A 23,796-nucleotide genomic window follows, 5' to 3' on the forward strand; every position below is an offset into this window, starting at 1 on the left:
GGCCGAACAGTTCGACGGCTTGGCGTCAGACGGAGCGAGCGGCCCCGTCCCAGAACTTGGCGCGCAGCGCCTTCTTGTCGAGCTTGCCGAGCGGGGTCAGCGGCAGGGCGTCGACGAAGTCGACGGTCTTGGGCGCGTGCACCGATCCCTTTGCAGCGCGAACACGCTCGACCAGCTCGGCCGTCTCCACAGCCTGGCCGTCGCGCAGCACTACGCATGCCTTGACCGCCTCACCCCACTTCTCGTCGGGCACGCCGACGACCGCGACGCTCGCGACGGCCGGATGTCCGGAGATGACGTCCTCGATCTCGCGCGGGAACACGTTGAACCCACCCGTCACGATCATGTCCTTCTTGCGGTCGACGATGAACAGGAAGCCGTCCTTGTCCGCGCGGGCAATGTCGCCGGTGTGCAGCCAGCCGCCGCGCAGCGCCTCGGCAGTCTCCTGCGGCTTCTTCCAGTACTCCTTCATCACGAGTGGGCCGCGGACGCAGATCTCGCCGAGCTGGCCCTGCGGAACCTCGGCCAGGTCGTCATCGAGCAGCCGCACGTCCAGCCATGGGACGGGGCGTCCGCACGACGCGAGACGCTCGAGGTCGTCGATGTCGTGTTCCTCCTTGCGCAGCACCGAGATCGTCATGCCACACTCGCTCTGGCCGAAGTACTGGAAGAAGATCGGGCCCAGCTTCTCGATTCCCTCCTTGAGACGCGTCGGCGACATAGCGGCGGCGCCGTAGTACAGCGTCTGCAGACTCGACACGTCACGGGTCTCGAAATCCGGGTGGTCGAGCAGCATGTAGATCATGGTGGGCACCAGCATGGTTGCCGTGATCTTGTGCTTCTCGATGGCCTCGAGTACCGCGCCGGGTTCGAACGCCGGCAGCACCACGAGCGAGCCACCCCGCATGAGGGTAGGAACGAAGAACGCCATACCGGCGTGCGAGAGCGGGGTGCACGCGAGGAAACGCATCTCGTCGGGCCACTGCCATTCGGCCATCTGGATCTGCGGCAGCGTCACACCCGACCGGAACGTGTTGACCACGCCCTTCGGCTTACCCGTGGTGCCGCCGGTATAGACCATGCTCGACGGGTCGTCGCCGTCGACGTCCGCCGCGATCAGACGCTGCGGAGTGAAGGTCTTCGCAAGCTCGAGAATGTCGATGCCCACCGACGACGGCCCGAGCGAGAACAGGTTCTTCAGCGTCGGCACGGTGGCCTTCAGCTCGGCGGCACGATCCTCGAATGCGCCGGGATCGAAGATCAGGGTCTCGATCTCCGCGTCGCCGACGATGTAGGCATGGTCGTCGAGCGAACCCAACGGCGCGAGCGCGGTGTTGCGGCAGCCGCGGATCATCTGCGAGCCCACACTGATGAGAACCTCGGGCCGGTTCTTCGACAGCATCGCCACGGTCGACCCCTTGCCGATACCGAGCGACTCGAGCGCCTGCCCGAAACAGCTGATCTGGTCGCGCATCTGGCCGCCGGTGAGCACGACATCGCCGAGGTAGAGAGCCGGCCGGTCGGCGTTGCGATCGAGCGCAGTGATCAGCAGGTCCGCCAGGAAGCGGGGGCGGTGGAGAACGTCGGCGAACTCATCGGTCATGTGTGTTCCTTCTGCGTGCACGACGCGCGACGGCCGCGCTGCGTGCGCCCGCCGCGCCACGTTCGGCCAGTGTGGTCCGGGTCACCGACACGATAACCGGATTTTCCCCGAACTGAAACCTGTTACACCGAACGGACCGGGTTCACGTCACCGCGCCACAGCATCGCCGACACGAGATCCACCTGCGCGCGTCCACGGAAACACTCAGACCCGCCGCCGCGAGCGATTCGAGGCCCTCAGGTTGTCTGCTTGGCATCGAGCGGGATACGGCAGCTCGCCCGCTCCAGGCCGATCTTCTCCATGATCAAACTGGCGGGGCACCATCCGGCCACGGAGTAGAAGATCAGGTTGGCGCCCACGAATCCAGTGAGCAGCAGCCACCACGGCGTGAAGGCGACCGTCAGAGCCACGCTCAACAGAACGACCACGCCGGCCATCAGCGGCACCACTCGTTCGACGTTCCAACCTTGATGGCGGGGAAGGTTTTTCACGGTTCTCTCCTCGGGTCCGTCAGGCGAGCGTAAGGAACAGTTTTTCCAGGTCGGCCTCACTCATGGGCGCATGGCCGTCCGCGGTCTCGCCGACCAGGCATTCGCGTAGCCCGCTGGCGACGATCTTGAAGCCCGCCCTGTCGAGAGCGCGGGAGACTGCGGCGAGCTGAGTGACCACGTCCTTACACTCGCGGCCGCTCTCGATCATCGCGATCACACCGGCGAGCTGCCCGTGGGCGCGGCGCAATCTGTTGAGCACCAATGCGTTGCTTTCATCGTTGCCGACCATGATGATTCCCTTCCGCAGATCTTCTCCCAGCATACCCGTGGGGGTATGCGTGGCGGTTGTGTGATCGCCCACCACGCATACCCCTTCGGATCAGTGCGAGAACTTGATGCTCGGCAGCACCCGGCGCAGCCACGCCGGTGACCACCAGGCTGCGTGCCCGGTCAGACGCAACAGCACGGGCAGCAGCACGAGGCGGATGAGCACCGCGTCGAGCAGGACGGCGACACCGAGGATGATGCCCATTTCCTTGGGGGGAAGCGGCTCGGCCAACGCGAAGGTGAAGAACACCGCCACCATCACCGCGGCAGCGGCGGCAATCACTCGACCCGAGTGCGCAAGACCCATCACGTGCGCCACCTTCGGATCACCCGATTCCTCGTAGTGCTCCTTCGCGGTCGAGAGCAGGAACACCGTGTAGTCCATCGCGATAGCGAAGATCATCGCGAAGAAGAACACCGGACCCCAGCCGTCCAGGAAGCCCTGCGGGGTGAAGCCGAGCAGTCCCGCACCGTGTCCGTCCTGGAAGATCAGCTTGGCCACACCGAACGCCGCAGCGGTCGAGAGCAGGCTCACCACCGTTCCCAGGACTGCGATCAGCGGCGCCTGCAGCGCCACCAGCAGCAGGATGAACCCGAGCGTCAGGATGACGCCGATGATCAGCGGCAGGTAGTCGTTCAGCGCCTGCTGCAGATCCAGATTCTCGGCGGGGGCGCCGCCGACCAAAGCCTGCGACGGCAGATCCGAACGCAACTGGTTCAGGATCGAACCCATCGCGTCGTCCGAGGGATCGACATTCGGGATCGCCTGCAACATGACGTAGTCGGAGCCGTCCATCGCCGGCATCGGCGGGGTGACCATCGCGATCCCCTCCGTGGACATGGCTGCGGTGGCGGTCGCATCGGCCTCGGACGTGGGGGCGATGATCTGCAGCATGCCCGGTGCACCCTCGCCCATTTGGGCCTGAACCAGTTCGTAACCCTGACGGACCGGGGCGTCGGTCGGAACCACCTCGATGGACGGCATCGCGACCTTGAGTCCGAATACCGGAATCGACAGACCCACCAGCACCACGACGGCGCCGATTGCGAACGGCCACGGATGCTTGTGCAGCAGGTTGCCCCACTTTTCGAATCCCGGCGACCGGTGCTTCTGCCGCTTGGCGTACGGCAGGGAGCCGGCGTTGACCTTGGATCCGAGCTTGCCGAGGACGGCGGGGAGCAGCGTCAGGGTGGCGGCGAGGACGAACGTCACCGCGAGCATGATGCCGACCGCCATGGTCCGAACCGCGGGAGCCGGGACCAGGAGCACGGCAGACAGGCTCACCAGCACCGTCAGGCCCGACAGCACGACAGCCTTGCCCGCGGTGTCCATCGTCTCGGCCACCGCCAGACGCGGGTTACCGCTCTTGCTCAGCGCATCTCGGAACCGCGCGACGATGAACAGTGCGTAGTCGATGCCGAGCGCGAGAGCGAACATCATTGCGAAGTTCATCGCCCACACCGAGATCGGGGTGACTTCGTTGAGCAGCACCAATCCGCCCGCGGAGGCGACCAGTCCCGCCAGGGTCAGCAGCAGCGGCAGCCCCGCAGCGACGAGGGAACCGAATGCGAGAACCATGATGGCCAGGGTCACCGGCCAGGAGAACATCTCCGCCTTGATCATCGCCTCGTGGTTGGCCTTGTTGAAGTCGCTCCACAGCGCAGACGCACCGGTCGGATAGACCTCGATGCCATCGCCGGACAATGCAGTGAGCTCGTCCTTGTGGTCATCGACGGCCTTGACCATCTCGTCCGTGCTCGCATTGGCGCCGGCGATCAGGATGCCGGTGTGCCCGTCGGGGCTGATCGACATCCCGGGCTGCGGCGCGATCACTTCACCGAACCGGTCGTCCGCCGCGAACAGGGCGGTGGCCTCACCGAGGACCTGCTGGACCGCGGGATCGGAGACCGACTTGGTGTCCGAGTGCACCACCACCTGCACGGCCGCGGAGGAGTTACCGCCGAAGTGTTCCTGAGCAAGCTCGCGGACCTGCACCGATTCCGAGCCGTTGGCCTGCCAGCCGGCCCCGGCGAGCGAGCTGAAGACGGACGGTGCCGCCGCCCCGAGCGCGACCAGCACGATGAGCCAGGTGCCGAACACCCATCTCGAACGCGTGGTCATGGCAGCACCCATGCGCGCCAACACGCCGCCGTGCACGGATGGCGGCGCTGCACCTGGATTCTTCGTTGTCGTCGACGACCGATCGCCGCCGACAGGGTTCTTGCTGGTCATGCGCAAAACTCCTTATACCGGTGGGGGTATACAAACGGGCGCAATGCGCCTTCGATGAAACGGGGAACCACCGACGAAATGTCAGCACCCCGGGACGGTCAACCCCTGGATAATATACCCCCAGGGGTACCCATGGCCACCCGCAGAGCGGAGGCCGTTCACGATCCGCGCATCTCGATCAGCGCGGAGGTTATCTGGAAGGGGCGAAAACCGCGCCCCTCAGGACGAGAAACCGCATGCCCCCGACGACGGCACTGACCCCGATCACCATGAGCACCTGGATCGCGCCCGAAGCCGCAGGAAAGAGGCGGTGCATCAGCGCCAGAACAGCCGAGCTGAGGATCAAGCCGAGCACCGCCAGCGCGCCGGCTTCCCACTGCGCCGCGAACCAGTGCACCCGGTCAGCGGCACGAAAGGTGCGCCTGCGGTGCAGTTCATTGGCGAGGACCGTACTGACAGCGACACCGACAGTGTTGGCAACGAAGGTTCCGTACTCGGCGAGGGTCACGAACGAAAGGGCATAAAGGGCGTTACTCGACCCGCCGACGAGCGCGAAGCGGACGAGCTGAGCTCCCCAGCCCTCGCCCCCGAGGCGTCGCGCGCCGACCCGCTCCCACGCACTCGAGCGCACGGCCCGCGATGGGCGGCCCGGCACCGGCCGCTTGCTACTTATCCCCGGCCGTGTGCGGCACACCCGGGAGTGATCAGCGATCGAGGGACGAGCCGAAGACTTCCGATCCGCCAAAGTAGGCGGGATTCTCCTGACAGACACAGCGGCTCGACGCGGGAACCGACGCCATCACGCTGTCGACGTGCGCTCCACAGCCGTCCCAGGTCGTCTTCCGGCAGCTGGGGCAGATGACGGGGTAACACATGTGATCCTCCTCGAGGTCGGGTACGCTCCAAATATACCCCCAGGGGTATTCAGATGCTAAGTGTGGATGCTCACATGCCCCGTAACGCACAAACGGGAATTCACGGCACCTCAGACTCCGAGATGTGCCGTGAATTCCCGTTCAGGGGTGGCCCGCTGGGTCAGCGCTGGTTGCGAGGCTTCCAGACGACGAGCGCGCTACTGCGGGGAATCGGGACGAGATCCCGCCGGTAGCTCGCGTGCACGCGCGCAATCTCGGCGGCCATCTCCTCGACGCGATGCTGCAGCGCCTCGACCTGATTGGTCAGCTCGATGATGCGCTTGATCCCGGCGAGGTTGACGCCCTCGTCCTGGGACAGGCGCTGCACCTCACGCAGCAGCGCGACGTCCCGCGGCGAATAGCGGCGTCCGCCACCGGTAGTGCGGTGCGGGGTGACCAGACCGAGCCGGTCGTAATTGCGCAGCGTCTGCGCATGCATGCCGGCGAGTTCGGCGGCCACCGAGATGACGAACACCCGCGCATCAGGGTCCGCCGGGACCTCCGATGCCTTGCGTTGCCTGTCGCTCATGATGGTTCACCCGTTCGATCGGTTTGCGCCGCTCAGGCGCCTGCCCATCCGGCGCGCGGATCGAATCCGCTTGCCTTCTCGGCCTCCAGGTACTTCTGCAGAGCCTCAGTGGCGGGGTCGTCGAGCTTCTGCGGCACCGCAACCTTCACGGTGACCATCAGATCGCCTGCGCCTCCGCCGCGCTTGGGCACACCGCGCCCACGCACCCTCAGGATTCGTCCGTCCGCGGTTCCGGCCGGAACCTTCACGCCCACACGGCCGTCGAGCGTCGGAACCGACACCGTGGTCCCGAGTACCAGTTCGCCATAACTGACCGGCACCACGAGCGTCAGATCGTCGCCGTTACGCCCGAAAACCTTGTCCGGCCGGACGTGGACGGTCACGTACAGGTCGCCGGACGGCGCACCCCGCAGCCCGGCCTCACCCTGACCCGCAAGGCGGATCTTCTGCCCGTCGCTCACGCCCGAGGGGACGCGAACGGTGATGGTACGGGTGCGGTTGGTGACACCGTTGCCGTGGCAGTCGGTGCACGGATCGTCGATGATGGATCCGGTGCCGCGACAGTCGTCGCACGGCTCACTGAATCCGAACGCGCCCTGGTTGCGGCTGACGATCCCGGTTCCGTTGCAGCGCGGGCATACCCGCGGGCTGGTGCCGGGCTTGGCACCACTGCCATGGCACGTGGTGCACGGCGACGGGCTGGTGAGCCGAAGCGGCACCGTCACGCCCTGCGCGGCCTCCCGGAACTCGAGCGTGATCTCGGTCTCGACATCGCTGCCACGGCGGGGCCGTGACGCCGTGGTTCGGCCTCCGCCACGGTTGAACAGTCCGCCGAACAGATCACCGAGACCGCTGTCGCCGCCGGCTGCGGCGCCGCCTCCGAACAAATCGTTGATGTCGAATCCGCCACCGCCACCGAAACCACCGCCGCCACCGGAGTATCCGGCGCCCGGACCGAAGCCACCGCTCGCGAACAAGCGGCGGGCCTCGTCGTACTCCTTGCGCTTGGCCGGGTCGGAGAGGACGGCATGCGCCTCGCTGACCGTCTTGAAACGCTCCTCCGCCTTGGTGTCACCGGGGTTGGCATCGGGATGCAGATCCCGGGCCAGCTTGCGGTACGCCTTCTTGATCTCGTCGGCGGATGCGTCGGAAGAGACACCCAGTTCCTTGTAGAAGTCCTTCTCGATCCACTCCCGCTGGCTCACTGGGCGTCTCCTCCTCTCGTTGTTTCTGTGTAACTACTCGGCTGCGGCACCGGACGCCGACTCACCGTCGGTAACGGTGACCATCGCCGTGCGCAGCACGCGCTCGCCGAGCCGGTAGCCCTTCCTCAGGACCGCCCCGAGAACCGGGTTGTCGCCGTCGCCCTCCATCTGCACAGCCTCGTGCAGATCCGGGGCAAAGGCGTCGCCCTCAGCACCGAAGCCAACCAGGCCCAGCCCGTCAAGTACGCCGGAGAGCTTGTCCGACAGCGCCTTCAGCGGCCCCGCATCGAGGTCGCCGTGGGCCCGTGCCCGGTCGAGATCGTCCGCGATGTCGAGGAAGCGGCTCACCACGGCGACCCGCTCGTCCTCGACTGCTCGATCTATCCGGGACAGCGCGTTGCGGCGGATGTTGGCAATTTCCGCCTTCGCGTATCCCAACTCGGTGTTGGCCTGATCCAGTTCGGCAACGACCTTGGCCAGCTCGTCCGTGCCAGCCCCGGCCGCCACCTCATCGGAGGCGGCCGGTGTGGCAGCGGTGTCGAAATTCTCGAAGGCGTCCACTACCTGGCCGTCGGTGATCACCGGTTCGCGGTCGGGGTTCTCCGCGGTCACTTCTTGTCCTGGTCGGTCGGCTCGTCGACAACCTCGGCGTCGACGACGTCGCCGTCCTGGGCCTGGCCGTCGCCGGACGCGGCTGCGTCAGCGGCCTGCGCGTCGTAGATCGCCTGGCCCAGGGCCTGCGACTCGGTGGACAGCTTCTCGACCGCAGCCTTGACAGCGGCGATGTCGGGTCCGGCGAGAGCGGTCTTGACCTCGGTGATCGCAGCCTCCACCTTCTCCTTGACGTCGGCGGGCACCTTGGCGGCACCCTCGTCGGAGTCCTTGATGAACTTCTCGGTCTGGTGCACCAGCGACTCGGCCTGGTTGCGGACCTCGGCTTCCTCGCGGCGAGCCTTGTCCTCCTCAGCGTGTGCCTCGGCGTCCTTGATCATCCGATCGATCTCGTCCTTGGACAGACCGGAGCCGTCCTGGATCTTGATCGTGTTCTCCTTGCCCGTGCCCTTGTCCTTCGCGGTCACGTGCACGATGCCGTTGGCATCGATGTCGAAGGTGACCTCGATCTGCGGCACACCACGCGGGGCCGGCGGGATACCGGACAGCTCGAACGATCCGAGAAGCTTGTTGTGCGAGGCGATCTCACGCTCACCCTGGAACACCTGGATCTGCACCGACGGCTGGTTGTCGTCCGCAGTGGTGAAGGTCTCGGAGCGCTTGGTCGGGATGGTGGTGTTGCGCTCGATGAGCTTGGTCATCACGCCACCCTTGGTCTCGATACCGAGAGACAGCGGGGTGACGTCGAGCAGCAGGACGTCCTTGACCTCGCCCTTGAGGACGCCGGCCTGGAGGGCAGCACCGACGGCCACGACCTCGTCAGGGTTCACACCCTTGTTGGGCTCACGGCCACCGGTGAGCTCACGGACCAGATCCGAGACCGCCGGCATACGGGTGGAGCCACCGACGAGTACGACGTGGTCGATGTCCTTGACGGCGATGCCCGAGTCCTTGACCACGGCCTGGAACGGCGCGCGGGTGCGGTCCAGCAGATCGGAGGTGATCTTCTGGAACTCGCTGCGGGAGAGCTGCTCGTCGAGGAACATCGGGTTCTTGTCCGCGTCGACGGTGATGTAGGGCAGGTTGATGGAGGTGCTCTGCGAGCTGGACAGCTCGATCTTCGCCTTCTCCGCCGCCTCACGCAGACGCTGCAGCGCCATCTTGTCCTTGGTGAGGTCGATGCCGTTCTGCGCCTTGAACTTGTCGACGAGCCAGGTCACGATGCGCTCGTCCCAGTCGTCGCCACCGAGGTGGTTGTCACCGGAGGTCGCGCGGACCTCGACAACGCCGTCGCCGATCTCGAGGAGGGACACGTCGAAGGTGCCGCCGCCGAGGTCGAAGACCAGGATGGTCTGTTCCTTCTCGCCCTTGTCGAGGCCGTACGCGAGCGCGGCCGCGGTGGGCTCGTTGACGATACGCAGGACGTTGAGGCCTGCGATCTGCCCGGCCTCCTTGGTGGCCTGGCGCTGCGCGTCCTCGAAGTAGGCGGGGACGGTGATGACGGCGTCGGTGATCTCCTCACCGAGGTATGCCTCGGCATCACGCTTGAGCTTCATCAGCGTGCGGGCGCTGATCTCCTGCGGCGTGTACTTCTTGTCGTCGATCTCCACGTTCCAGTCGGTGCCGATGTGACGCTTGACCGAGCGGATGGTGCGGTCGACGTTGGTGACCGCCTGGTTCTTGGCGGGCTGACCGACGAGCACTTCACCGTTCTTGGCGAAAGCCACGACGGACGGGGTGGTGCGTGAGCCCTCGGAGTTGGCGACCACGACAGGCTCGCCGCCTTCGAGTACAGACACAACCGAGTTGGTGGTCCCGAGGTCGATTCCGACCGCACGAGCCATAGTGATCCCTCACTTCCCTCTTTGCAGCTTCTCGAGCTGCGCTTTTATTCTCGACACTGATGCTGATTCGCCTCAGGTGAGCGTATACGACTCAAGTTTGCATTCGACTCCGATCGAAGTCAACTTGAAACTTGAGCCACCCACACTCAGGTTCACGAAATGGTCAACGGAGGATGCGCGCGGTTTGTTCCCACCGGTTCCCGCGCCACCCGGATCGCCTCGTCCCAGGCCGTCCGCTCGATACGATTCGGACGTGGAAACCACCGGCGACACCCACGCATCCGCGCAGCACCGACCACGGCCGCCACGGCCCGATGTCGTAGTCGCGCCCCTACACAGCCCCGGCACCGACCCCGGTCCCGCGCCGCGGAGCCTGACCGTGGCGATCACCGCCTGGGCCGCATCGTTCGCTGCGTTCGCGAGTCTCGCCTCAGCCCTGGGCCTCGGGTTCGACACCGTCGTAGACGCTCTCGAGACAAGTCTCTCCACCCGGAATCCGACGGCCGATCCCACGACGGTGGATCTGGTCGCCGGACTGACCGTATTGGGTGTGGGAGGCGTCGGGGTGTTGCTGGTGCTGGCGGCAGTGCTCGGGATCGTGCGCCTCCGGGCCGGGCATGCGCGGGCGCGTGTGTGGCTCACCGTCGTCGGCGTGCTCACCGTCGCCGCCGCTGTGGGCTCCTGGAGTCTGTTGTCCGACGCCGGAGACATCTCGTTCCGAGTCCTCACCTGGGCCCCTCCACTGCAGGCTGCCCTCGTCGCAGCGGCCACGGCGCTGCTGTTCACCCCATCCATATCGGAGTGGCTCGGCCGCAGGACCACGGCAGCGCAATGACCGAAGCCATTGTCGTCGGGTCCGGCCCCAACGGGCTGGCTGCAGCGGTCACGTTGGCGCTGCACGGCGTCCACGTGACGGTCCTCGAGGCCGCGGACACGATCGGCGGCGGCACCCGTACCAGCGAGCGCCTCTTCCCTGGACTGCTGCACGACGACTGTTCCGCGGTGCACCCGATGGGCGTCGCATCGCCGCTCTTCCGGTCGCTCGATCTGACCGAGCACGGACTCGAGTGGCTGCAGCCGGAGATCGACCTCGCGCATCCCCTCGACTCCGCGGTCGCCGGTGTGTTCACCCGCTCGATCGAGCAGACCGCGAACCGACTGGGCCCGGACGGCAACGCCTGGCGGAGACTGTTCGGGCCACTGACCGACAGCTTCGACATCCTGGCCGAGGAACTGCTGCGCCCGATCGCGCATGTGCCTACGCACCCGGTCCTGTTGGCACGCTTCGGCATCGATGCCCTCGCCCCGGCAACCCTGACCGCCAGACGTTGGCGCACGGCGCAGGCGCGTGCTCTGTTCGGCGGCGTCGCCGCGCACTCCTTCTATCCGTTGACCCGCCCGACGACATCGGCGGTGGGGCTGATGCTGCTCGGTGCCGGGCATCGGTACGGATGGCCGGTCGCGAAGGGCGGATCCCGTGCCATCACCGACGCACTGGCCTCACTGCTGCGCGATCACGGCGGCCGGATCGAGACCGGGGTGCGCGTGCGGTCCCTCGGCGAGCTGCCGCGCACCGAACTGACGATCCTGGACCTGTCCCCGACCGGAGTCGCACAGGTGGCGGGCGATCGGCTGCCGGCACGGGTCGCGCGGGCATACCGCCGCTACCGGTACGGCCCCGCCGCGTTCAAGCTCGATCTCGCCGTCGACGGCGGCATCCCGTGGCGCGACGACGCATGCCGCCGGGCCGGCACCATCCACCTCGGCGGCACGCTCGAGGAGATGACCGCCGCCGAACGGGCGGTGCATGCCGGCCGGATGCCGGAGCGCCCCTTCGTGTTACTGGGTCAGCAATACCTGGCCGACCCGTCCCGGTCGGTCGGCGACATCCACCCCGTGTGGGCGTACGCGCACGTGCCGCACGGGTATACGGGCGACGCGACCGAGGCAATCCTGCGGCAGATCGAGCGGTTCGCGCCGCGCACCCGGGAGCGCATCGTCGGCAGCTTCAGCCGTTCCGCGGTCGAGATGCCGGTGTACAACGCCAACTACGTGGGCGGCGACATCGCGACCGGGGCCAACGATCCACTGCAACTGCTCGCACGTCCGCGCATTGCATTGGACCCGTACTCGACGGGCATTCCGGGCGTCTACATCTGTTCCGCCGCGACACCTCCCGGCGGCGGCGTGCACGGGATGGGCGGCTACCACGCGGCACGGTCCGCGCTGAAACGACTCGAGCGCTGAAACCACTCGAGCGCTGAAACCACTCGAGCGCTGGCCGATAGCAGCGGGACAGACGTGACCTTCGACCTCACGGTCGCGCCCGCTCCGGCAAGGTGAGGATTTCGACTCCGTCGCTGGTGACAGCGATCGTGTGCTCACTGTGCGCCGTCCGGCACCCTGTCGCACTTCGAAGCGTCCACCCGTCGGCATCGGTGACGAGTTCAGCGGTGTCCGCCATGACCCAAGGTTCCAGTGCGAGCAGCAGCCCAGGGCGCAGTTTGTATCCGCGGCCGGGCCTTCCGGTGTTCGACACGTGCGGATCCTGATGCATCGTCGATCCGATGCCGTGCCCTCCGAACTCGGTGTTGATCAGGTACCCCGCGGCGCTGAGGACCGAGCCGATGGCGTGGGAGATGTCGCCGAGACGAGCTTTGGGGCCGGCAGCGGCGATGCCTGCGCTCAAGGCACGTTCGGTCGCATTGATCATCGCGACGCTCTCCGGGGGCTTCGAGTCGCCCACGATGAAGCTGATGGCGGAGTCTGCAGCCACCCCGCCCGTGGAGACGGCGAGGTCGAGTGTCAGCAGGTCGCCGTCGGCCAGGGCGTAGTCGTGGGGCAGTCCGTGGAGCACGGCGTCGTTGACGGCCGTGCAGATGTAGTGGCCGAACGGCCCGCGCCCGAACGACGGCTCGTAGTCGAGGTAGCAGGACAGGGCTCCGGCCTCGATGATCATGGCCTTGGCCCACCGGTCGATGTCCAGCAGGTTCGTGCCTACTGCGCTGCGGCTCTTCAGCGTCTGCAAGATGTGAGCGACCAGGGCACCTGCCTCTCTCGCTCGGGCCAATTCCTTGGGGCTGAGGATCTCGATCATGCGCTTCCCATCTCGTTCGACCAATAACTATCCCGTCCATATTATCCCGGTACTAGAATAGGTGGCATGGTCAGGTTGCCGCTAACATCCGCAGAGGTCGAACGTGGACAGCGCCTGGGCGCTCTCCTGCGGCGCGCCAGAGGTGAACGCTCGATGCTCGAGACCGCGCTCGACGCCCGTGTCTCACCGGAGACACTCCGGAAGATCGAGACGGGCCGCGTGGCCACCCCCGCCTTCCCGACCATCGCGGCGATCGCCGATGTCCTCGGCCTCTCCCTCGATGCGGTGTGGGCCGAAATCAACCAGCCCGAAAGTGGCATCAGCGCTGGCTACAACGCACGTGAGCGATCCGCCTCGTAAGCCCCGGACAACAGCGGCCTCAGGACCTCAGCGAACTGCTCCCCCGCGCCCAGCATTCCGCGATGTGATCGCCGATGAGGTCGTCAAACGCCAGACAGGCCGCTGCCCCGAGCAGGATGTCGTCGACAAGTTCCGGTCGCGCGGCCGCCAGGCCACCGGCCAGGTCGCGGACCACGATCTGCTCGTGCACCGAATCGGCCTCGATGTGCTCGTCGAAGAAGAGGGCGGCCGCGTCCCCGAAACCGAGCCGTCGCAGGCCGGCGGCATACTTCTTGCTCGGCAGCGCCGACGTCGTCTCGACCGCACACAGGTGTCCGGCAAGCGCACCCAGCATGCTGCGATGACTGCCGAAGTAGGACAGCGCGTTCAACGACGCGAGAGTCACCGCCGGGACCGCGTCCACGTAATGGGCATAGGCATCCGACAGCCCCAGTTCCCGCATCGTGATCGCGAACAGTTGCGAGTGCATCCGTTCCAGGCGTCCGCCGCCGTACTCGTCGGCCTGCACCTCCACCAGCGCGGCCTTGGGCCGTCCGGCCAGGCGCGGGATCCCGAGGGTGTGGACATCGCCCTCACGCAGCTGGTTCAGGGAGCGGTGGATCAGCAGTTCCCGGAACTGCTCGACGGTGGCCTCGGTGGCCATGAAACCGGACAGTCCGGGTGACGTGCTGGGTGCGGTCATGTCCCACAGTGCGGCCACGACGTCCGGCCCCGCGACACGATCGACCACCGGCGCGGCGAGCGCCCGGATCTCGCTGTCGAAGGGCGCCTCGAGCGCCGCCCGCGCCGTGAGCAGCTCGGCGTCCCAGCCCCAGCGGTCGTCGACACCGTCGATTCCCTGCAGGTGGAGCTCGTACAGCAGCGTCAGGCACAGCTGGATGTCGTCGTCGACCAGAACGCCGAGCCCTCGGCCCGGTGCGGTGGCCATCCGTGCGGCGGCGACGAAGATCCGTGGCGCGGCGTCCCCACGGAGCACCGAGAGCAGGGCTGCGCTCGCCGGTCCACGCGGCGACGGCACGGGCATCGCCGTGCTCGAGGTTCGATGGTGCACCGATGTCATGCGGACTCCGTTCCGTTGCCGGCCCACGCCCCGGCTCTCGACGTCAACCCCATGGCCTCCATCCTGCCCGGAGTATCCAGATCCTGCCGGGGACCGCGGGCCGAATTCCACCGCCCGGTGAAGATCGTTGGCCGGCAACGAGTTTTCTACGAGGGCTTACCCACAAGGTGTGGATAGAGTTGTGCACGGATCAGATTCGTCGGGATCAGTCACCTTCGTCCGAAGGGCGCTTCTTACGTTTGTGAGAGCTGTCGCAGAAGGGCGGCCGCCTCGTTCTACCGCATCGACACAGCGCGATCGTGTTCCGCTGGTTGGCAATCGCGCGGCCGTCACCATCCAGAACCGTGACTGGGCCGCGCACGAGAAGCGGTCCGTCGGGACACACCGTCACCGTCACGTCATCGCGCGTTTCGGACTCGTTCGTCATGCCACCGCCGTCACTTCACTGCCCGGAACACGACAAGCTGCTCGCGCCGCTCCAGTTCGTCGATCAGTCCACGACGTCGCAGAAGCTCCCGCCGCATCGACATCACAGGACCGAACGGTATATCCGTCCTCGCAACGATCTCGACATCCAGCCCCTGCTCCTCGAGCATCGCCTGAGTCTTCTCCACCCCGCTCAGAGCCGACTGCAGGAGCAGCAGCACTCCACCGGGCGCCAGCACGTCCGGTGCCTCGACGCAGATGCGGTCCAGCAGCGCCCGCCCGTCCTGTCCAGCGTCCCAGCATCTCGCGAGGCCGCGGGTGGGGAGCGCATCGTCTTCCGCCGGCACATAGGGAGGGTTGGACAACACGAGGTCGAACCGACTGTTCCGGACGGGCGCGGTGAGATCGCCGCGGGCGACGCGAATCGGAACCCGGTTGAGTCGCCCATTGATCCACGCGGTGGTGAGGGCGCGGCGGCCGATGTCGACCGCAGTAATATCACGGGCACCCGCGGACGCCGCCTGGACGGACAACACCCCGGTTCCCGTGCACAGGTCCAGGACCCGCGTGTCGGCGTCGATACTCTCGAGCTGTAGTGCCTGCGCCAGAAAGAAGCTGTCTGCCTGCGGCGGATAGACACCGGGTAATCGGAGCAGCAAAGAAAGACCTCCTAGCCCTGTCGATGCCCGCGACGCCGCCCACGAGATCCTGCCCGCGAGCAAAGGTCGAGGCCTACAGCGAGTATTGCGGACTTCACCGAGCTCTGCACGGCTCGGCCACCGGTCCGCGGTGGCCGGGACTCCCCTGGTCCGCGATGGCGATGCCCGTCTCGCCCAGTTCCGCCAGCACCCCCTCCGCACTGCGGGCGGCGACGCTGCAGGCACGGGCGGTGAATTGATCTACCAATGGGTGCGCGGCCCGCGCTCGCCACTTGTGCACAGCGGCCAGCGAGACGGCCCGGCCCTCCTCGACAGCGATGTCCGGATCCAGCCCGAGCCGCTGCGCGGCGCCGATTCCGAATCCACCGATCAGTCGCTGCAGTTCGGTGAGCTCGTCGCCGGACAGGCTGGTCTCGGTGCTGCGGAGCCGGCCGAGCATCCGAAGTTCCTGGAACCCGTGGACGTCCGCGAGCAGGCGTCCGGCCTCGTCGAGAAGACGCGGCGTCTGCGCGGTGGGATGCGCTTCGAGCACCCGTTCGAGCGCGACCAGCGCCGAGTGCGTCTTGAGCTGGTCGGCTCGCTGGCCGAATTGCACGTCGAGCACCTGACGCAGCTCGTCGAGCCCGCTCCGTGCCACCAGCTCCGCCGCCAGGCTGGGGGAATCCTGCACGCCGAGCCGGATCAGCATCACCGCCAACCTGATTCCGAACAGTCCGAACCGTTCCACCAACTGACGGCGCATCGCCGCCTCCACCGGCAACGACGCGTCCTCGCGCGCGAACCGGTCGGCGGAGAGCATCGCCAGCTGCAGGTCCTCCGGGAGCACCGATGCGAGTGCCGCAAACGCCGCAAACTCGCTTTGCCGCAACGTCCGGGCCGCCAGTGCGAGTAGGCCCGCGACCGGCACCACCGCCTGGCAGAGCCCGGTGAGCTCGAGTTCCGCGGTGAACCGCGCCGCCATATCCTTCGCCGACATCATCGCATCGGCTCGCCCCGCGCCCACCTCGTCGGCCCGCGAGACCACGCCGACCACCCCCAGCGGACCCGATTCGCCGCCCACATGCGCGCCGATCCGCCCCAGGAACTGGACATCCGTCGCGCTGAGACTGCGCAGCAGATACACCACGGCGTCCGCACCCGACGCCGCGTTCTCCGGCGTCAGCAGTTCGAGGGTGCGGGCCGAAACGTCCTTCGACAACGACGACGTGCCCGGGGTATCGACGATCGTGGTCTGCGCCAGCGCGCTGGCCGGCCACTCGACGTCCAGCCGGTCCACCCGATCCGCGGTGAGACCCTCGAGGTCGAACGTCAACCGGCCCTCGCGCCGCTGCACCGCGATGGTTGCGCTCTCGCCGCCGTCGTACCAGGCGGTGACTGCCGGGGTCGAACCGCTGCGGTACCACGTGACGACTCGCGTGCACTCGGTCGCGTCGGTAGGCGCAATATCCTGCCCGACAAGCGCATTGAGTAGCGTGGACTTACCCGCCTTGAGTGATCCGGCCAGCGCGACACGCAGCGGCTGATCGAGCCGGGACGCGCACTCGGCGAGCTGCGCGCGTGCGACCGCATTGCCCGCATAGGCGTCCCGCGCCGAAGCGATCAACTCCCGCGCCCGCACCAGCGCCGGGGCCGTCATGCCGTCACCGCCGCGGTCGAACCTTCCTCTACGGGGAGTATTTGTGCCGCACGCTCATTCAGCGCCGCCAGAACCTTCATCTGTTGCTCCACCTCCGCGGACCGCCGCGCGCGTTCGGACGCTTCGATGTTGGCCGCCTCCTGAGCCGCCCGGAGCGAGTCACCCAGTGAACGCAGCGTCTGCTCGGCGATCGACGTGAAGTGGTCACGCAGCAAACGCTGGATCAGCCGCAGCCGGTCCTTGGACTCCTTGCCCACCTGAAAGCTGACGTCGTCGGTGAACCTCCTGATCGCGATCTTCGCGTCGCCGCGACGCTTGATCACTCGCGCCTCACGGTCGTCGCGGTATGCCTTGGTACCCAGCAGCACACCCGCGCCGACCGAGATCGGATTGAGCAGCGTCATGCCCATCAGCGTCGTGATGAGGCCGAACATCAGCACTCCACCGTACGATCCGCGCATCCCGACCAGCACCTTCTGGGTGATGCCGATACGGCCGGATTCCAGATCCGACAGTGACGCCACCGGCTCGAGCACACCATCGAGATCAGCGACATCGAGCTGCGGCAGGTCCACGGTGCCGGCGTCCGCGAAGTGCTCCGCCACCACCTCCGCCAGCCACAGCGCACGGTCGTGGGCCCACACGAAGTTGTCGCCCACCGACTGCGCGATCTGCTGTTCGAGCCACTCCCCCAGCGCGTCCCACTCCGCTCCGGGATCGCCCTCGTCGACCGCCCTTTCGGCCTCGCGGGTGACCTGGCGGAGCCGGTCCCGCAGGTCGTGATCGATGTCCGATGCCAGATCCGCGATCCCGTCGGCGAGGGTCTGCTGCCAGCGCGACGTCTTCTTGTGCAGTTCTTCGGTGATTGCCTTCGCACGTTGCAGCTCCACCACCGCCGCCGCACCCTTCGCTGGGTCGCGCAGCGCCGCAAGCTCACTGCCGAGCGCGAGGGTGAGGTGCTCGACGACCGCATGGACATCGAGGGACACTGCGCGGCGGACGCTGCCCTCGTTGCGCTCGATCACCCGTTCCCGCAGAAAGTCGTACAGGGCCTCGAATCCGGACTCGGCGTGCAACGAGGCGTCGTCGAGGCGCAGCGCGTGCGAGCGCAGCAGCGACGAGACGGGCAGCAGCGGCACGTCGAGCCCGGCCCGCTGCAGGTGGCCGCGGTCGGCATCGACGATCCGCCGCCAGTGCGGGTACAGGTCGGTCTTGGTGATCAGACAGGCCACCGACGGGCACAGCCCGATCACCTGGCGCAGGAAGCCGAGCTCCGGTTCGGTGAACTCCTGACTCGCATCGGACAGGACCAGCACTGCATCCGCAGCCGGTATCAAACCGAGAGTGGATGCCGCATGGGGGTTTCCGTGTCCTCCGACGCCAGGGGTGTCGACGAACACGAGGCCGTCCGCGAGCAGCGGGCTCGGCACGTTCACCTCGAGCCGGAGCACCTCGCGGCCCTCCGCTCGCGGGGTCGTCGGGCTGACGGCCGCCAGCTCACCGAGTGGGATGTCCACCCGCCGCGGCGCAGCGCCCGGTTCGGCCAGCACCAGTTCGGCAAAAGCCTGCTCCGAGTTCTGCACCACCGTGGGCACTGCGGTGGTCTCGTCATCGCCCACCGAACACACCGACAGATTGAGCAGCGCGTTCACGAACTGACTCTTGCCCTGTTTGAGAAGACCGACCACCACGATGCGCAGACGCGGATCGAGCACTCGGGATCGCGCAAGATCGAGCCGCTCCACCAGATCGGTTCGGCCCGCGGCGCGCGCGATCTCGACCGTCGGATCAAGGAGGTCTATCAACGCGGCCTCCGGAACCTTCACAACTTCTGCGGTCGCACTGTCCATGAGTTTCGCTGCCCCACTTCTCTGTTCGACCTGTTGCGCGCACTGGGGTGCGGGCACTGACTTGTCCCGCGCTTCGACAGATACGAAGCGGGCCCCGTTCGCATTAGCGTGAACGGAGCCCGGTTCGTTACAGGCCGTCGATGCGGTCAGGGCAGCAGATCGTGACCGAGGTCCGTGTGGACGGGAGCGGGGTCCGTCACCATCGAGCCCGCATGGCCGGCTGCGCCGACGCCGTTCCCGAACAGACCGGCGTCCGAATGCGCCGAACCGAACGCGTCGCCGTCGATCGACGACCACGCATTGGGCGACGCGGCGCCGGTCAATCCTGCGGCCAGGTTGCCGGTCGCGTCGATCGCGCCCTGCAGCGCCGACGTCAGACCATCGGTGAACCCGCCGACAAGATCGCCGCCCAGGTCGCCGCCGATACCGCCGACCACGCCGCCGCTGGACCCGAACCCGCCGCCGAGACCGGCGTCGATCCCGCCGCCCGCGACCTGCGGGCCGCCGACCGCCGCGGAAGCTGCGTCGACGGCACCGGACAGTGCGCCCGAGAGATCGGCGCCGAGGCCAGCACCGAGACCACCCAGGTCGGAGACGGAGCCCAGCGCGCCGGACAGGCTCGTGCCCAGGCCCGCACCGAGACCGCCACCGAGACCGGCGTCGACCCCGCCGCCGATGTCACCGGTCGATCCGAGACCGGCGGCCTGGCCGGTGCTGCCTGCCAGGCCGCCGCCCGCACCGAGAGCCGCGTCGAGCGCCGCGCCCAGGTCGCCGCCCACCGAGCCGCCTGTACCGAGGAGTCCGTTCAGCGCACCGCCGAGTTCGGTACCGAATCCGCCCTCGCCGCCGAGGATGCCCCCCAGGTCCAGCGAGCCTCCCGTGTCGAGGCCCCCACCGAGGACGCCACCGAGCGCCGCACCGAGATCGGCGCCGGCCGAACCGCCCACACTGAACGCGCCTTCGAGCAGGCTGCCGAGGTCCGCGTCGGCCCCCACCTGCAGGGTGCCGCCGAGCGCGAGCGCGGTGTTCAGCGCGGACGTGAGCGTCGTCGTGAGCGTGCCGTCCACGTCCAGGGCGCTGCCCAGCGCACCACTGATCGCGGCCCCGAGATCGCCGCCGACACCCGTCAGGCTGCCGAGGTCGAGGCCGCCGCCCAGGCCGCCGTCGAGTGCGCTGCCGAGCGCGGCGCCGAGCTGACCGCCGATCGACCCGCCCGCACCGAGCGCCGCCTCCAACGCGCCGGACAGCGCCGTGGTCAGGTCGCCCCCGAGGTTGCCGCCCAGCTCCACGCCGAGGCTGCCGCCTACCGAGAGCGCCGACTCCAGCGCGCCCGACAGGGCCGCCGAGAGGTCACTACCGGCACCCAGCGCACCACCGAGTACCCCGCCGAGCGAGCCACTCAGATCCAGCAGGCCACCGAGGCCGGCGCCGAGCTCCCCACCCGCCTCGACAGCCGCACCCAGCACGCCGCCCAGCGCCGCCCCCAGCGCGCCACCGAGATCGCCGCCGATACCGAACGCGCTCTCGAGCGCTGCGGTCAATCCGCCGTCCACCCCGAGCAGACCGTTCAGGTCCAGGCTGCTCACACCCTCGAGTGCGGCGCCCAGCGCAGCGCCCAGCTCCGCCGTCAGGGCGCCGTCGACGCCGAGCGAACCGCCCAGCAGACCGCCGAGGGACGCACCGAGATCGAGCGCGCTCGCGAGATTCAGGGCGCCCGCGAGATCCACTGCGGCGCCGAGGTCGAGGGCACTGCCCAGTGCCGCCCCCAGATCACCGCCGATCGAACCACCGATCGACAGCGCCGACTCGAGCAGACCGCTGAGAGCGGTGCTCAGCTCACCGGCGATGTTGCCGTCGAGCACGCCACCGAGCGAGCCCCCGAGCGACAGCGCCGACTCCAGCGCGCCCGACAGCGCGGCAGTCAGTTCTGCGCCGATGCCGAGTCCACCGCCGAGCGCCGCACCGAGGGACCCTCCCAGGCCCAGCAGACCGTCGATACCGGCACCGAGCTCGCCACCGAGCTCGACGCCTGCGTCGACCGCCGCGCTCAGGAGTGCTCCGAGGGCAAGCCCGAGCTCGCCGCCCAATTCGCCCCCGATGGCGAACACGCTTTCCAGGGCGGCGCTCAACCCGCCGTCCACTGACAGCAGTCCACCCAGGTCCAGGCTGGTCACACCCGCGAGCGCCGCGTTCAGCGCCACGCCGAGCTCGGTCACGAGCGCACCGCTCACGTTCAGGGCGCCGCCCAGCGCACCGGCGAGCGCGCCGCCCAAGTCGATCGAACCGCCGACATCCACCAGGCTGCCGAGGTCCAGCCCGCCGCCGAGCCCGACGGCCACTTCAAGCGCCCCGCCGATCGCGGCACCGAGCTGCGCGCCGATGGATCCGCCCACCGCGAGTGCGGCAGCCAGGGCCGCCGCCAGATCGGCGCCGAGGTCGATGTCACCGATGACGCTGCTGCCGAAGCCGCCACCGACCGCCGCACCGAGACCCAGGCCGGCACCGGCGCCGACGCCCAGGCTGCCACCGAGACCGCCGCCCAGACCGAGACCGCCGCCGAGGCCCAGGCCGCCCCCCGCCGCCGCACCGAGTGAACCCGTGGCACCCGTGCCCGCGGCGAGAATCGCGGACAGATCGCAGGCCGCGGTGCCGAACAGTCCGGACTCGGCGACCATCGGCGCAACGGCCACGATGTCGGCGTGGCACACGTCGCCGAGTCCGGCGGCGACGAGGGCGCCCTGCGGGTCGGCACAGTACGCCGCGGCCGCGTCCTCGTCACGGAGAAGCCTGAGGATGAAATCGAGAACTGCGTTGCTGGCCATGAGATGTCTCCTGGGATTCGGGAAGCACGCTGCCGCGGCCCGCAGTTGAAGGTGCGGCGCAGTGCGGCGAGATTGACATCCACGCTACGAATTCGGCGCATCGATCCCAACGGGGCCAGACCCCCGACACCGGGTCGGGGTTCCCCGGGGACGCCGGTTGGGGGGTGCTGCCCCATTAGGGGGATCGCCCCCTCGATGCCCGCTCACCGCCGGTTTCCCGTAACGCCGGGTGCGCATGCGCCGACAATCGCCGTAACACCGGCGGTGCCGCAATCCGCCCGAACACATGGGAGAAGCGAATGGCTGCACGGCTCGGAATTGCTGTCGGAACGGCTAATTCGGGCACGGCGGCCATATCGTCCACCGACGACGCGGAATGTGTGACGACATCACGATCGACCGTTCTGTATCTGCCGCCGGACGGCGCGGCCCGGATCGGCGGCGCCCCCGCCGCCCCCGGCGAGAGGACACTGGCCGGGTTCGTCCCCCGTGTGGGTGACCCGGTCGGGATCCTCGACGATGCCGGACAGGTCCACCCCGGTGCGGACCTGTTCGCCACCGCAGTCTCGTGCCTGATCGACGAGGCCTGCCACCACCCCGAAGCCGACAACCCCGAAGCCGACTCCGATACCGACGAGCCGGCCACCGTCGTCGTCACCCGTCCCACCGCGTGGAGCAGCTACACCGCACGGGCACTCGAGTCGGCCCTCGCGCGTGCCGGGCTGTCCGAGGCGGTGCTGGTCTCCGAGGCCGACGCGTGCATGCGCTGGCTCGAGGAATCGCGCGGGCCGCTGCAGGACGGACTCGTCGTCGTGTACGACCTGGGCGCGTCCACGCTCGACATCACGCTGATACGGACCGGCACCGAGCCGGCGATGCTCGGCAAGCCGATCCGCTCCGAGGATTTCGGCGGTGCGCAGTTCGACCACCTCGTGACGCAGTACGTCCTGGGTGCGCTCGCCGACAGGGTCGACGGACTCGATCCGTTCGACCCCGACACGACCGCCGCACTCTCGACCCTGCGCGCTCACTGCGCGGCGGCCAAGGAGGCACTGTCCACCGACACCGAGGCCGTGATCCCAGTGGCATTACCCGGTGTCGACACCGATGTCCGGCTCATCCGGTCCGAACTCGAGGACCTCATCCGCACCCCTTTGTCGGCATCGCTCGAACTAGTCCGGGACTCGCTGCGGTTCGCGGGGCTCGAGGTCTCCGACGTAACGCACGTCCTGCTGGCCGGGGGCGGCGGCTCGATTCCCCTCATCGCGGAACTCATCTCGTCCGAGCTCGGGCTCACCGTGATCGCCGCACCCACGCCGGGTCTGACCGCGGCTCTCGGCGCCGCCCACATCGCCGGCGACACCGAGAAGTCGAACACTTTTGCCGCCAGCATATTTTCGGACTATGACGCCATCCGACCGAAGAGCAGCCACGCCGGTGAGGTGACGGCGAGCTTCCCGTCCCGGATGCACGCCGCCGACCGCGGAGGACCGAATGTCCGCCGGCGGATGGCAATCATCGCCTCCTCCGCCGCGGCAATCGCCGTACTTGCCGCGGGCGGATTGTCGATCGGCACCGTCGTCGACAATGTTCCCGCCCAGTCGGCGCCGACCTCCGCGACACCGGTCACCACCACCGCGGGCGGCAGCAGCACCGGGGCTGCCTCCCCCGACGGCGTCGTGGACGCCATCACCGTGTTCGGCAGCACCCTCGGCTCCGGTACGGCCGCACCCGCCTCCGCGGGATCCGTGCCCGGCACCCGCGGCGACACCGTCGATGCGACGGTGCGGCCGGCCGGCCAGCCCGCAGCACCAGGAACTCAGGCACCTTCGGCGCAACCGGATCCCCGGACCACGGCCCCCGACCTCGATGTTCCCGCGGGCGACGCTGCCGTCGCTCCACCGGCCTACACACCCCCGGCGGGCCCACCTCCGGCCCCGGCGCCCGGTGGCAACACCGCGGGCCAGATCGGCGAAGGCATCGGTAAGGCTGCCACCGGGATCGGGAACGGTGTCGGCGGCGTCGTGACCGGCATCGGCAACGGTGTCGGCGGCGTGGTCACAGGCCTCGGCAACGTCGTCGGCGCAGTCGTCGACCCGGTCACCGGCCTTCTGATCGGCAAGTAGCC

Annotated in this window: 20 protein-coding genes; 4 read left to right on the forward strand and 16 right to left on the reverse strand. The window is 68.1% G+C overall.

Annotated elements, in window-relative coordinates:
* Positions 1-25: 25 nt before the first annotated feature.
* From ERC79_RS08150 to dnaK, 9 genes are all read right to left on the reverse strand, one after another.
* Positions 26-1,603: an AMP-binding protein gene (locus tag ERC79_RS08150; protein WP_131577250.1), complete on the reverse strand. Its 1,578-nt coding sequence runs from the start codon at positions 1,601-1,603 to the stop codon at positions 26-28.
* A gap of 236 nt (positions 1,604-1,839) precedes the next feature.
* Entirely contained in the window at positions 1,840-2,094 is a 255-nt protein-coding gene (locus ERC79_RS08155) for a DUF2892 domain-containing protein (protein ID WP_131577252.1), read from the reverse strand.
* Positions 2,095-2,113: 19 nt separating this feature from the next.
* On the reverse strand, positions 2,114-2,383 hold the full coding sequence (locus ERC79_RS08160) for a metal-sensitive transcriptional regulator (protein ID WP_131580879.1): 270 nt from the start codon (positions 2,381-2,383) through the stop codon (positions 2,114-2,116).
* 90 nt (positions 2,384-2,473) lie between these two features.
* Positions 2,474-4,654 (reverse strand): MMPL family transporter, encoded by a 2,181-nt coding sequence (locus ERC79_RS08165; RefSeq protein ID WP_131577254.1) that lies wholly within the window; start codon positions 4,652-4,654, stop codon positions 2,474-2,476.
* A 190-nt stretch (positions 4,655-4,844) separates the two neighbouring features.
* Complete coding sequence (locus ERC79_RS08170; RefSeq protein WP_131577256.1) at positions 4,845-5,285, reverse strand: GtrA family protein; 441 nt, start codon at positions 5,283-5,285, stop codon at positions 4,845-4,847.
* Positions 5,286-5,689: 404 nt separating this feature from the next.
* On the reverse strand, positions 5,690-6,097 hold the full coding sequence (locus ERC79_RS08175) for a helix-turn-helix transcriptional regulator (RefSeq protein ID WP_131577258.1): 408 nt from the start codon (positions 6,095-6,097) through the stop codon (positions 5,690-5,692).
* Between the two features lie 32 nt (positions 6,098-6,129).
* Positions 6,130-7,302, reverse strand: a complete 1,173-nt coding sequence (gene dnaJ / locus ERC79_RS08180) for a molecular chaperone DnaJ (protein ID WP_131577260.1) — start codon at positions 7,300-7,302, stop codon at positions 6,130-6,132.
* A 33-nt stretch (positions 7,303-7,335) separates the two neighbouring features.
* Positions 7,336-7,914 carry a nucleotide exchange factor GrpE gene (gene grpE, locus ERC79_RS08185; protein ID WP_131577262.1) on the reverse strand — a complete coding sequence of 193 codons (579 nt, stop codon included), beginning with the start codon at positions 7,912-7,914 and terminating at the stop codon, positions 7,336-7,338.
* Complete coding sequence (dnaK, locus tag ERC79_RS08190) at positions 7,911-9,758, reverse strand: molecular chaperone DnaK (RefSeq protein ID WP_131577263.1); 1,848 nt, start codon at positions 9,756-9,758, stop codon at positions 7,911-7,913. Before dnaK ends, grpE begins: the two co-directional genes overlap by 4 nt.
* 253 nt (positions 9,759-10,011) lie before the next feature.
* Here dnaK and ERC79_RS08195 point away from each other — a divergent pair, with 253 nt between their 5' ends.
* Together ERC79_RS08195 and ERC79_RS08200 are read left to right on the forward strand one after the other, a co-directional pair.
* Positions 10,012-10,593: a hypothetical protein gene (locus ERC79_RS08195; RefSeq protein ID WP_131577265.1), complete on the forward strand. Its 582-nt coding sequence runs from the start codon at positions 10,012-10,014 to the stop codon at positions 10,591-10,593.
* Positions 10,590-12,005, forward strand: coding sequence for an NAD(P)/FAD-dependent oxidoreductase (locus ERC79_RS08200; RefSeq protein ID WP_131577266.1), 1,416 nt, complete (start codon positions 10,590-10,592; stop codon positions 12,003-12,005). The genes ERC79_RS08195 and ERC79_RS08200 overlap by 4 nt, the downstream gene beginning before the upstream one ends.
* A gap of 67 nt (positions 12,006-12,072) precedes the next feature.
* Here the strand turns inward: ERC79_RS08200 and map are convergent, their stop codons facing one another.
* Complete coding sequence (gene map / locus ERC79_RS08205) at positions 12,073-12,855, reverse strand: type I methionyl aminopeptidase (RefSeq protein WP_131577268.1); 783 nt, start codon at positions 12,853-12,855, stop codon at positions 12,073-12,075.
* 66 nt (positions 12,856-12,921) lie between these two features.
* Between map and ERC79_RS08210 the strand changes: the two genes are divergently transcribed.
* Positions 12,922-13,215, forward strand: a complete 294-nt coding sequence (locus ERC79_RS08210; RefSeq protein ID WP_131577269.1) for a helix-turn-helix transcriptional regulator — start codon at positions 12,922-12,924, stop codon at positions 13,213-13,215.
* A gap of 19 nt (positions 13,216-13,234) precedes the next feature.
* On the opposite strand, the gene ERC79_RS08215 is transcribed toward ERC79_RS08210, so the two are convergent.
* From ERC79_RS08215 to ERC79_RS08240, 6 genes are all read right to left on the reverse strand, one after another.
* On the reverse strand, positions 13,235-14,275 hold the full coding sequence (locus tag ERC79_RS08215; protein ID WP_131577270.1) for an iron-containing redox enzyme family protein: 1,041 nt from the start codon (positions 14,273-14,275) through the stop codon (positions 13,235-13,237).
* 205 nt (positions 14,276-14,480) lie between these two features.
* Positions 14,481-14,702, reverse strand: coding sequence for a CDGSH iron-sulfur domain-containing protein (locus ERC79_RS08220; protein ID WP_131577272.1), 222 nt, complete (start codon positions 14,700-14,702; stop codon positions 14,481-14,483).
* 10 nt (positions 14,703-14,712) lie between these two features.
* Positions 14,713-15,360 (reverse strand): HemK2/MTQ2 family protein methyltransferase, encoded by a 648-nt coding sequence (locus ERC79_RS08225; protein ID WP_131577273.1) that lies wholly within the window; start codon positions 15,358-15,360, stop codon positions 14,713-14,715.
* A gap of 94 nt (positions 15,361-15,454) precedes the next feature.
* A complete protein-coding gene (locus tag ERC79_RS08230) occupies positions 15,455-16,996 on the reverse strand; it encodes a dynamin family protein (protein WP_131577274.1) in 1,542 nt (513 codons plus the stop codon).
* On the reverse strand, positions 16,993-18,846 hold the full coding sequence (locus ERC79_RS08235) for a dynamin family protein (protein WP_131577276.1): 1,854 nt from the start codon (positions 18,844-18,846) through the stop codon (positions 16,993-16,995). Before ERC79_RS08235 ends, ERC79_RS08230 begins: the two co-directional genes overlap by 4 nt.
* A 146-nt stretch (positions 18,847-18,992) precedes the next feature.
* Positions 18,993-21,668 carry an IniB N-terminal domain-containing protein gene (locus ERC79_RS08240; RefSeq protein ID WP_131577277.1) on the reverse strand — a complete coding sequence of 892 codons (2,676 nt, stop codon included), beginning with the start codon at positions 21,666-21,668 and terminating at the stop codon, positions 18,993-18,995.
* A 299-nt stretch (positions 21,669-21,967) separates the two neighbouring features.
* Here ERC79_RS08240 and ERC79_RS08245 point away from each other — a divergent pair, with 299 nt between their 5' ends.
* Entirely contained in the window at positions 21,968-23,794 is a 1,827-nt protein-coding gene (locus ERC79_RS08245) for an Hsp70 family protein (protein WP_131577278.1), read from the forward strand.
* Positions 23,795-23,796: the final 2 nt, after the last annotated feature.

The organism is Rhodococcus sp. ABRD24, from assembly GCF_004328705.1.
Taxonomy (GTDB): domain Bacteria; phylum Actinomycetota; class Actinomycetes; order Mycobacteriales; family Mycobacteriaceae; genus Prescottella.

Coding starts and splice junctions, on each gene's coding strand:
- ERC79_RS08230 (WP_131577274.1), bottom strand. CDS start 16,996: ATGACGGCCCCGGCGCTGGTGCGGGCGCGGGAGTTGATCGCTTCGGCG.
- ERC79_RS08165 (WP_131577254.1), bottom strand. CDS start 4,654: ATGACCAGCAAGAACCCTGTCGGCGGCGATCGGTCGTCGACGACAACG.
- ERC79_RS08150 (WP_131577250.1), bottom strand. CDS start 1,603: ATGACCGATGAGTTCGCCGACGTTCTCCACCGCCCCCGCTTCCTGGCG.
- ERC79_RS08245 (WP_131577278.1), top strand. CDS start 21,968: ATGGCTGCACGGCTCGGAATTGCTGTCGGAACGGCTAATTCGGGCACG.
- ERC79_RS08200 (WP_131577266.1), top strand. CDS start 10,590: ATGACCGAAGCCATTGTCGTCGGGTCCGGCCCCAACGGGCTGGCTGCA.
- ERC79_RS08235 (WP_131577276.1), bottom strand. CDS start 18,846: ATGGACAGTGCGACCGCAGAAGTTGTGAAGGTTCCGGAGGCCGCGTTG.
- map (WP_131577268.1), bottom strand. CDS start 12,855: ATGATCGAGATCCTCAGCCCCAAGGAATTGGCCCGAGCGAGAGAGGCA.
- ERC79_RS08215 (WP_131577270.1), bottom strand. CDS start 14,275: ATGACATCGGTGCACCATCGAACCTCGAGCACGGCGATGCCCGTGCCG.
- ERC79_RS08160 (WP_131580879.1), bottom strand. CDS start 2,383: ATGGTCGGCAACGATGAAAGCAACGCATTGGTGCTCAACAGATTGCGC.
- dnaK (WP_131577263.1), bottom strand. CDS start 9,758: ATGGCTCGTGCGGTCGGAATCGACCTCGGGACCACCAACTCGGTTGTG.
- ERC79_RS08240 (WP_131577277.1), bottom strand. CDS start 21,668: ATGGCCAGCAACGCAGTTCTCGATTTCATCCTCAGGCTTCTCCGTGAC.
- ERC79_RS08210 (WP_131577269.1), top strand. CDS start 12,922: ATGGTCAGGTTGCCGCTAACATCCGCAGAGGTCGAACGTGGACAGCGC.
- ERC79_RS08175 (WP_131577258.1), bottom strand. CDS start 6,097: ATGAGCGACAGGCAACGCAAGGCATCGGAGGTCCCGGCGGACCCTGAT.
- ERC79_RS08220 (WP_131577272.1), bottom strand. CDS start 14,702: ATGACGAACGAGTCCGAAACGCGCGATGACGTGACGGTGACGGTGTGT.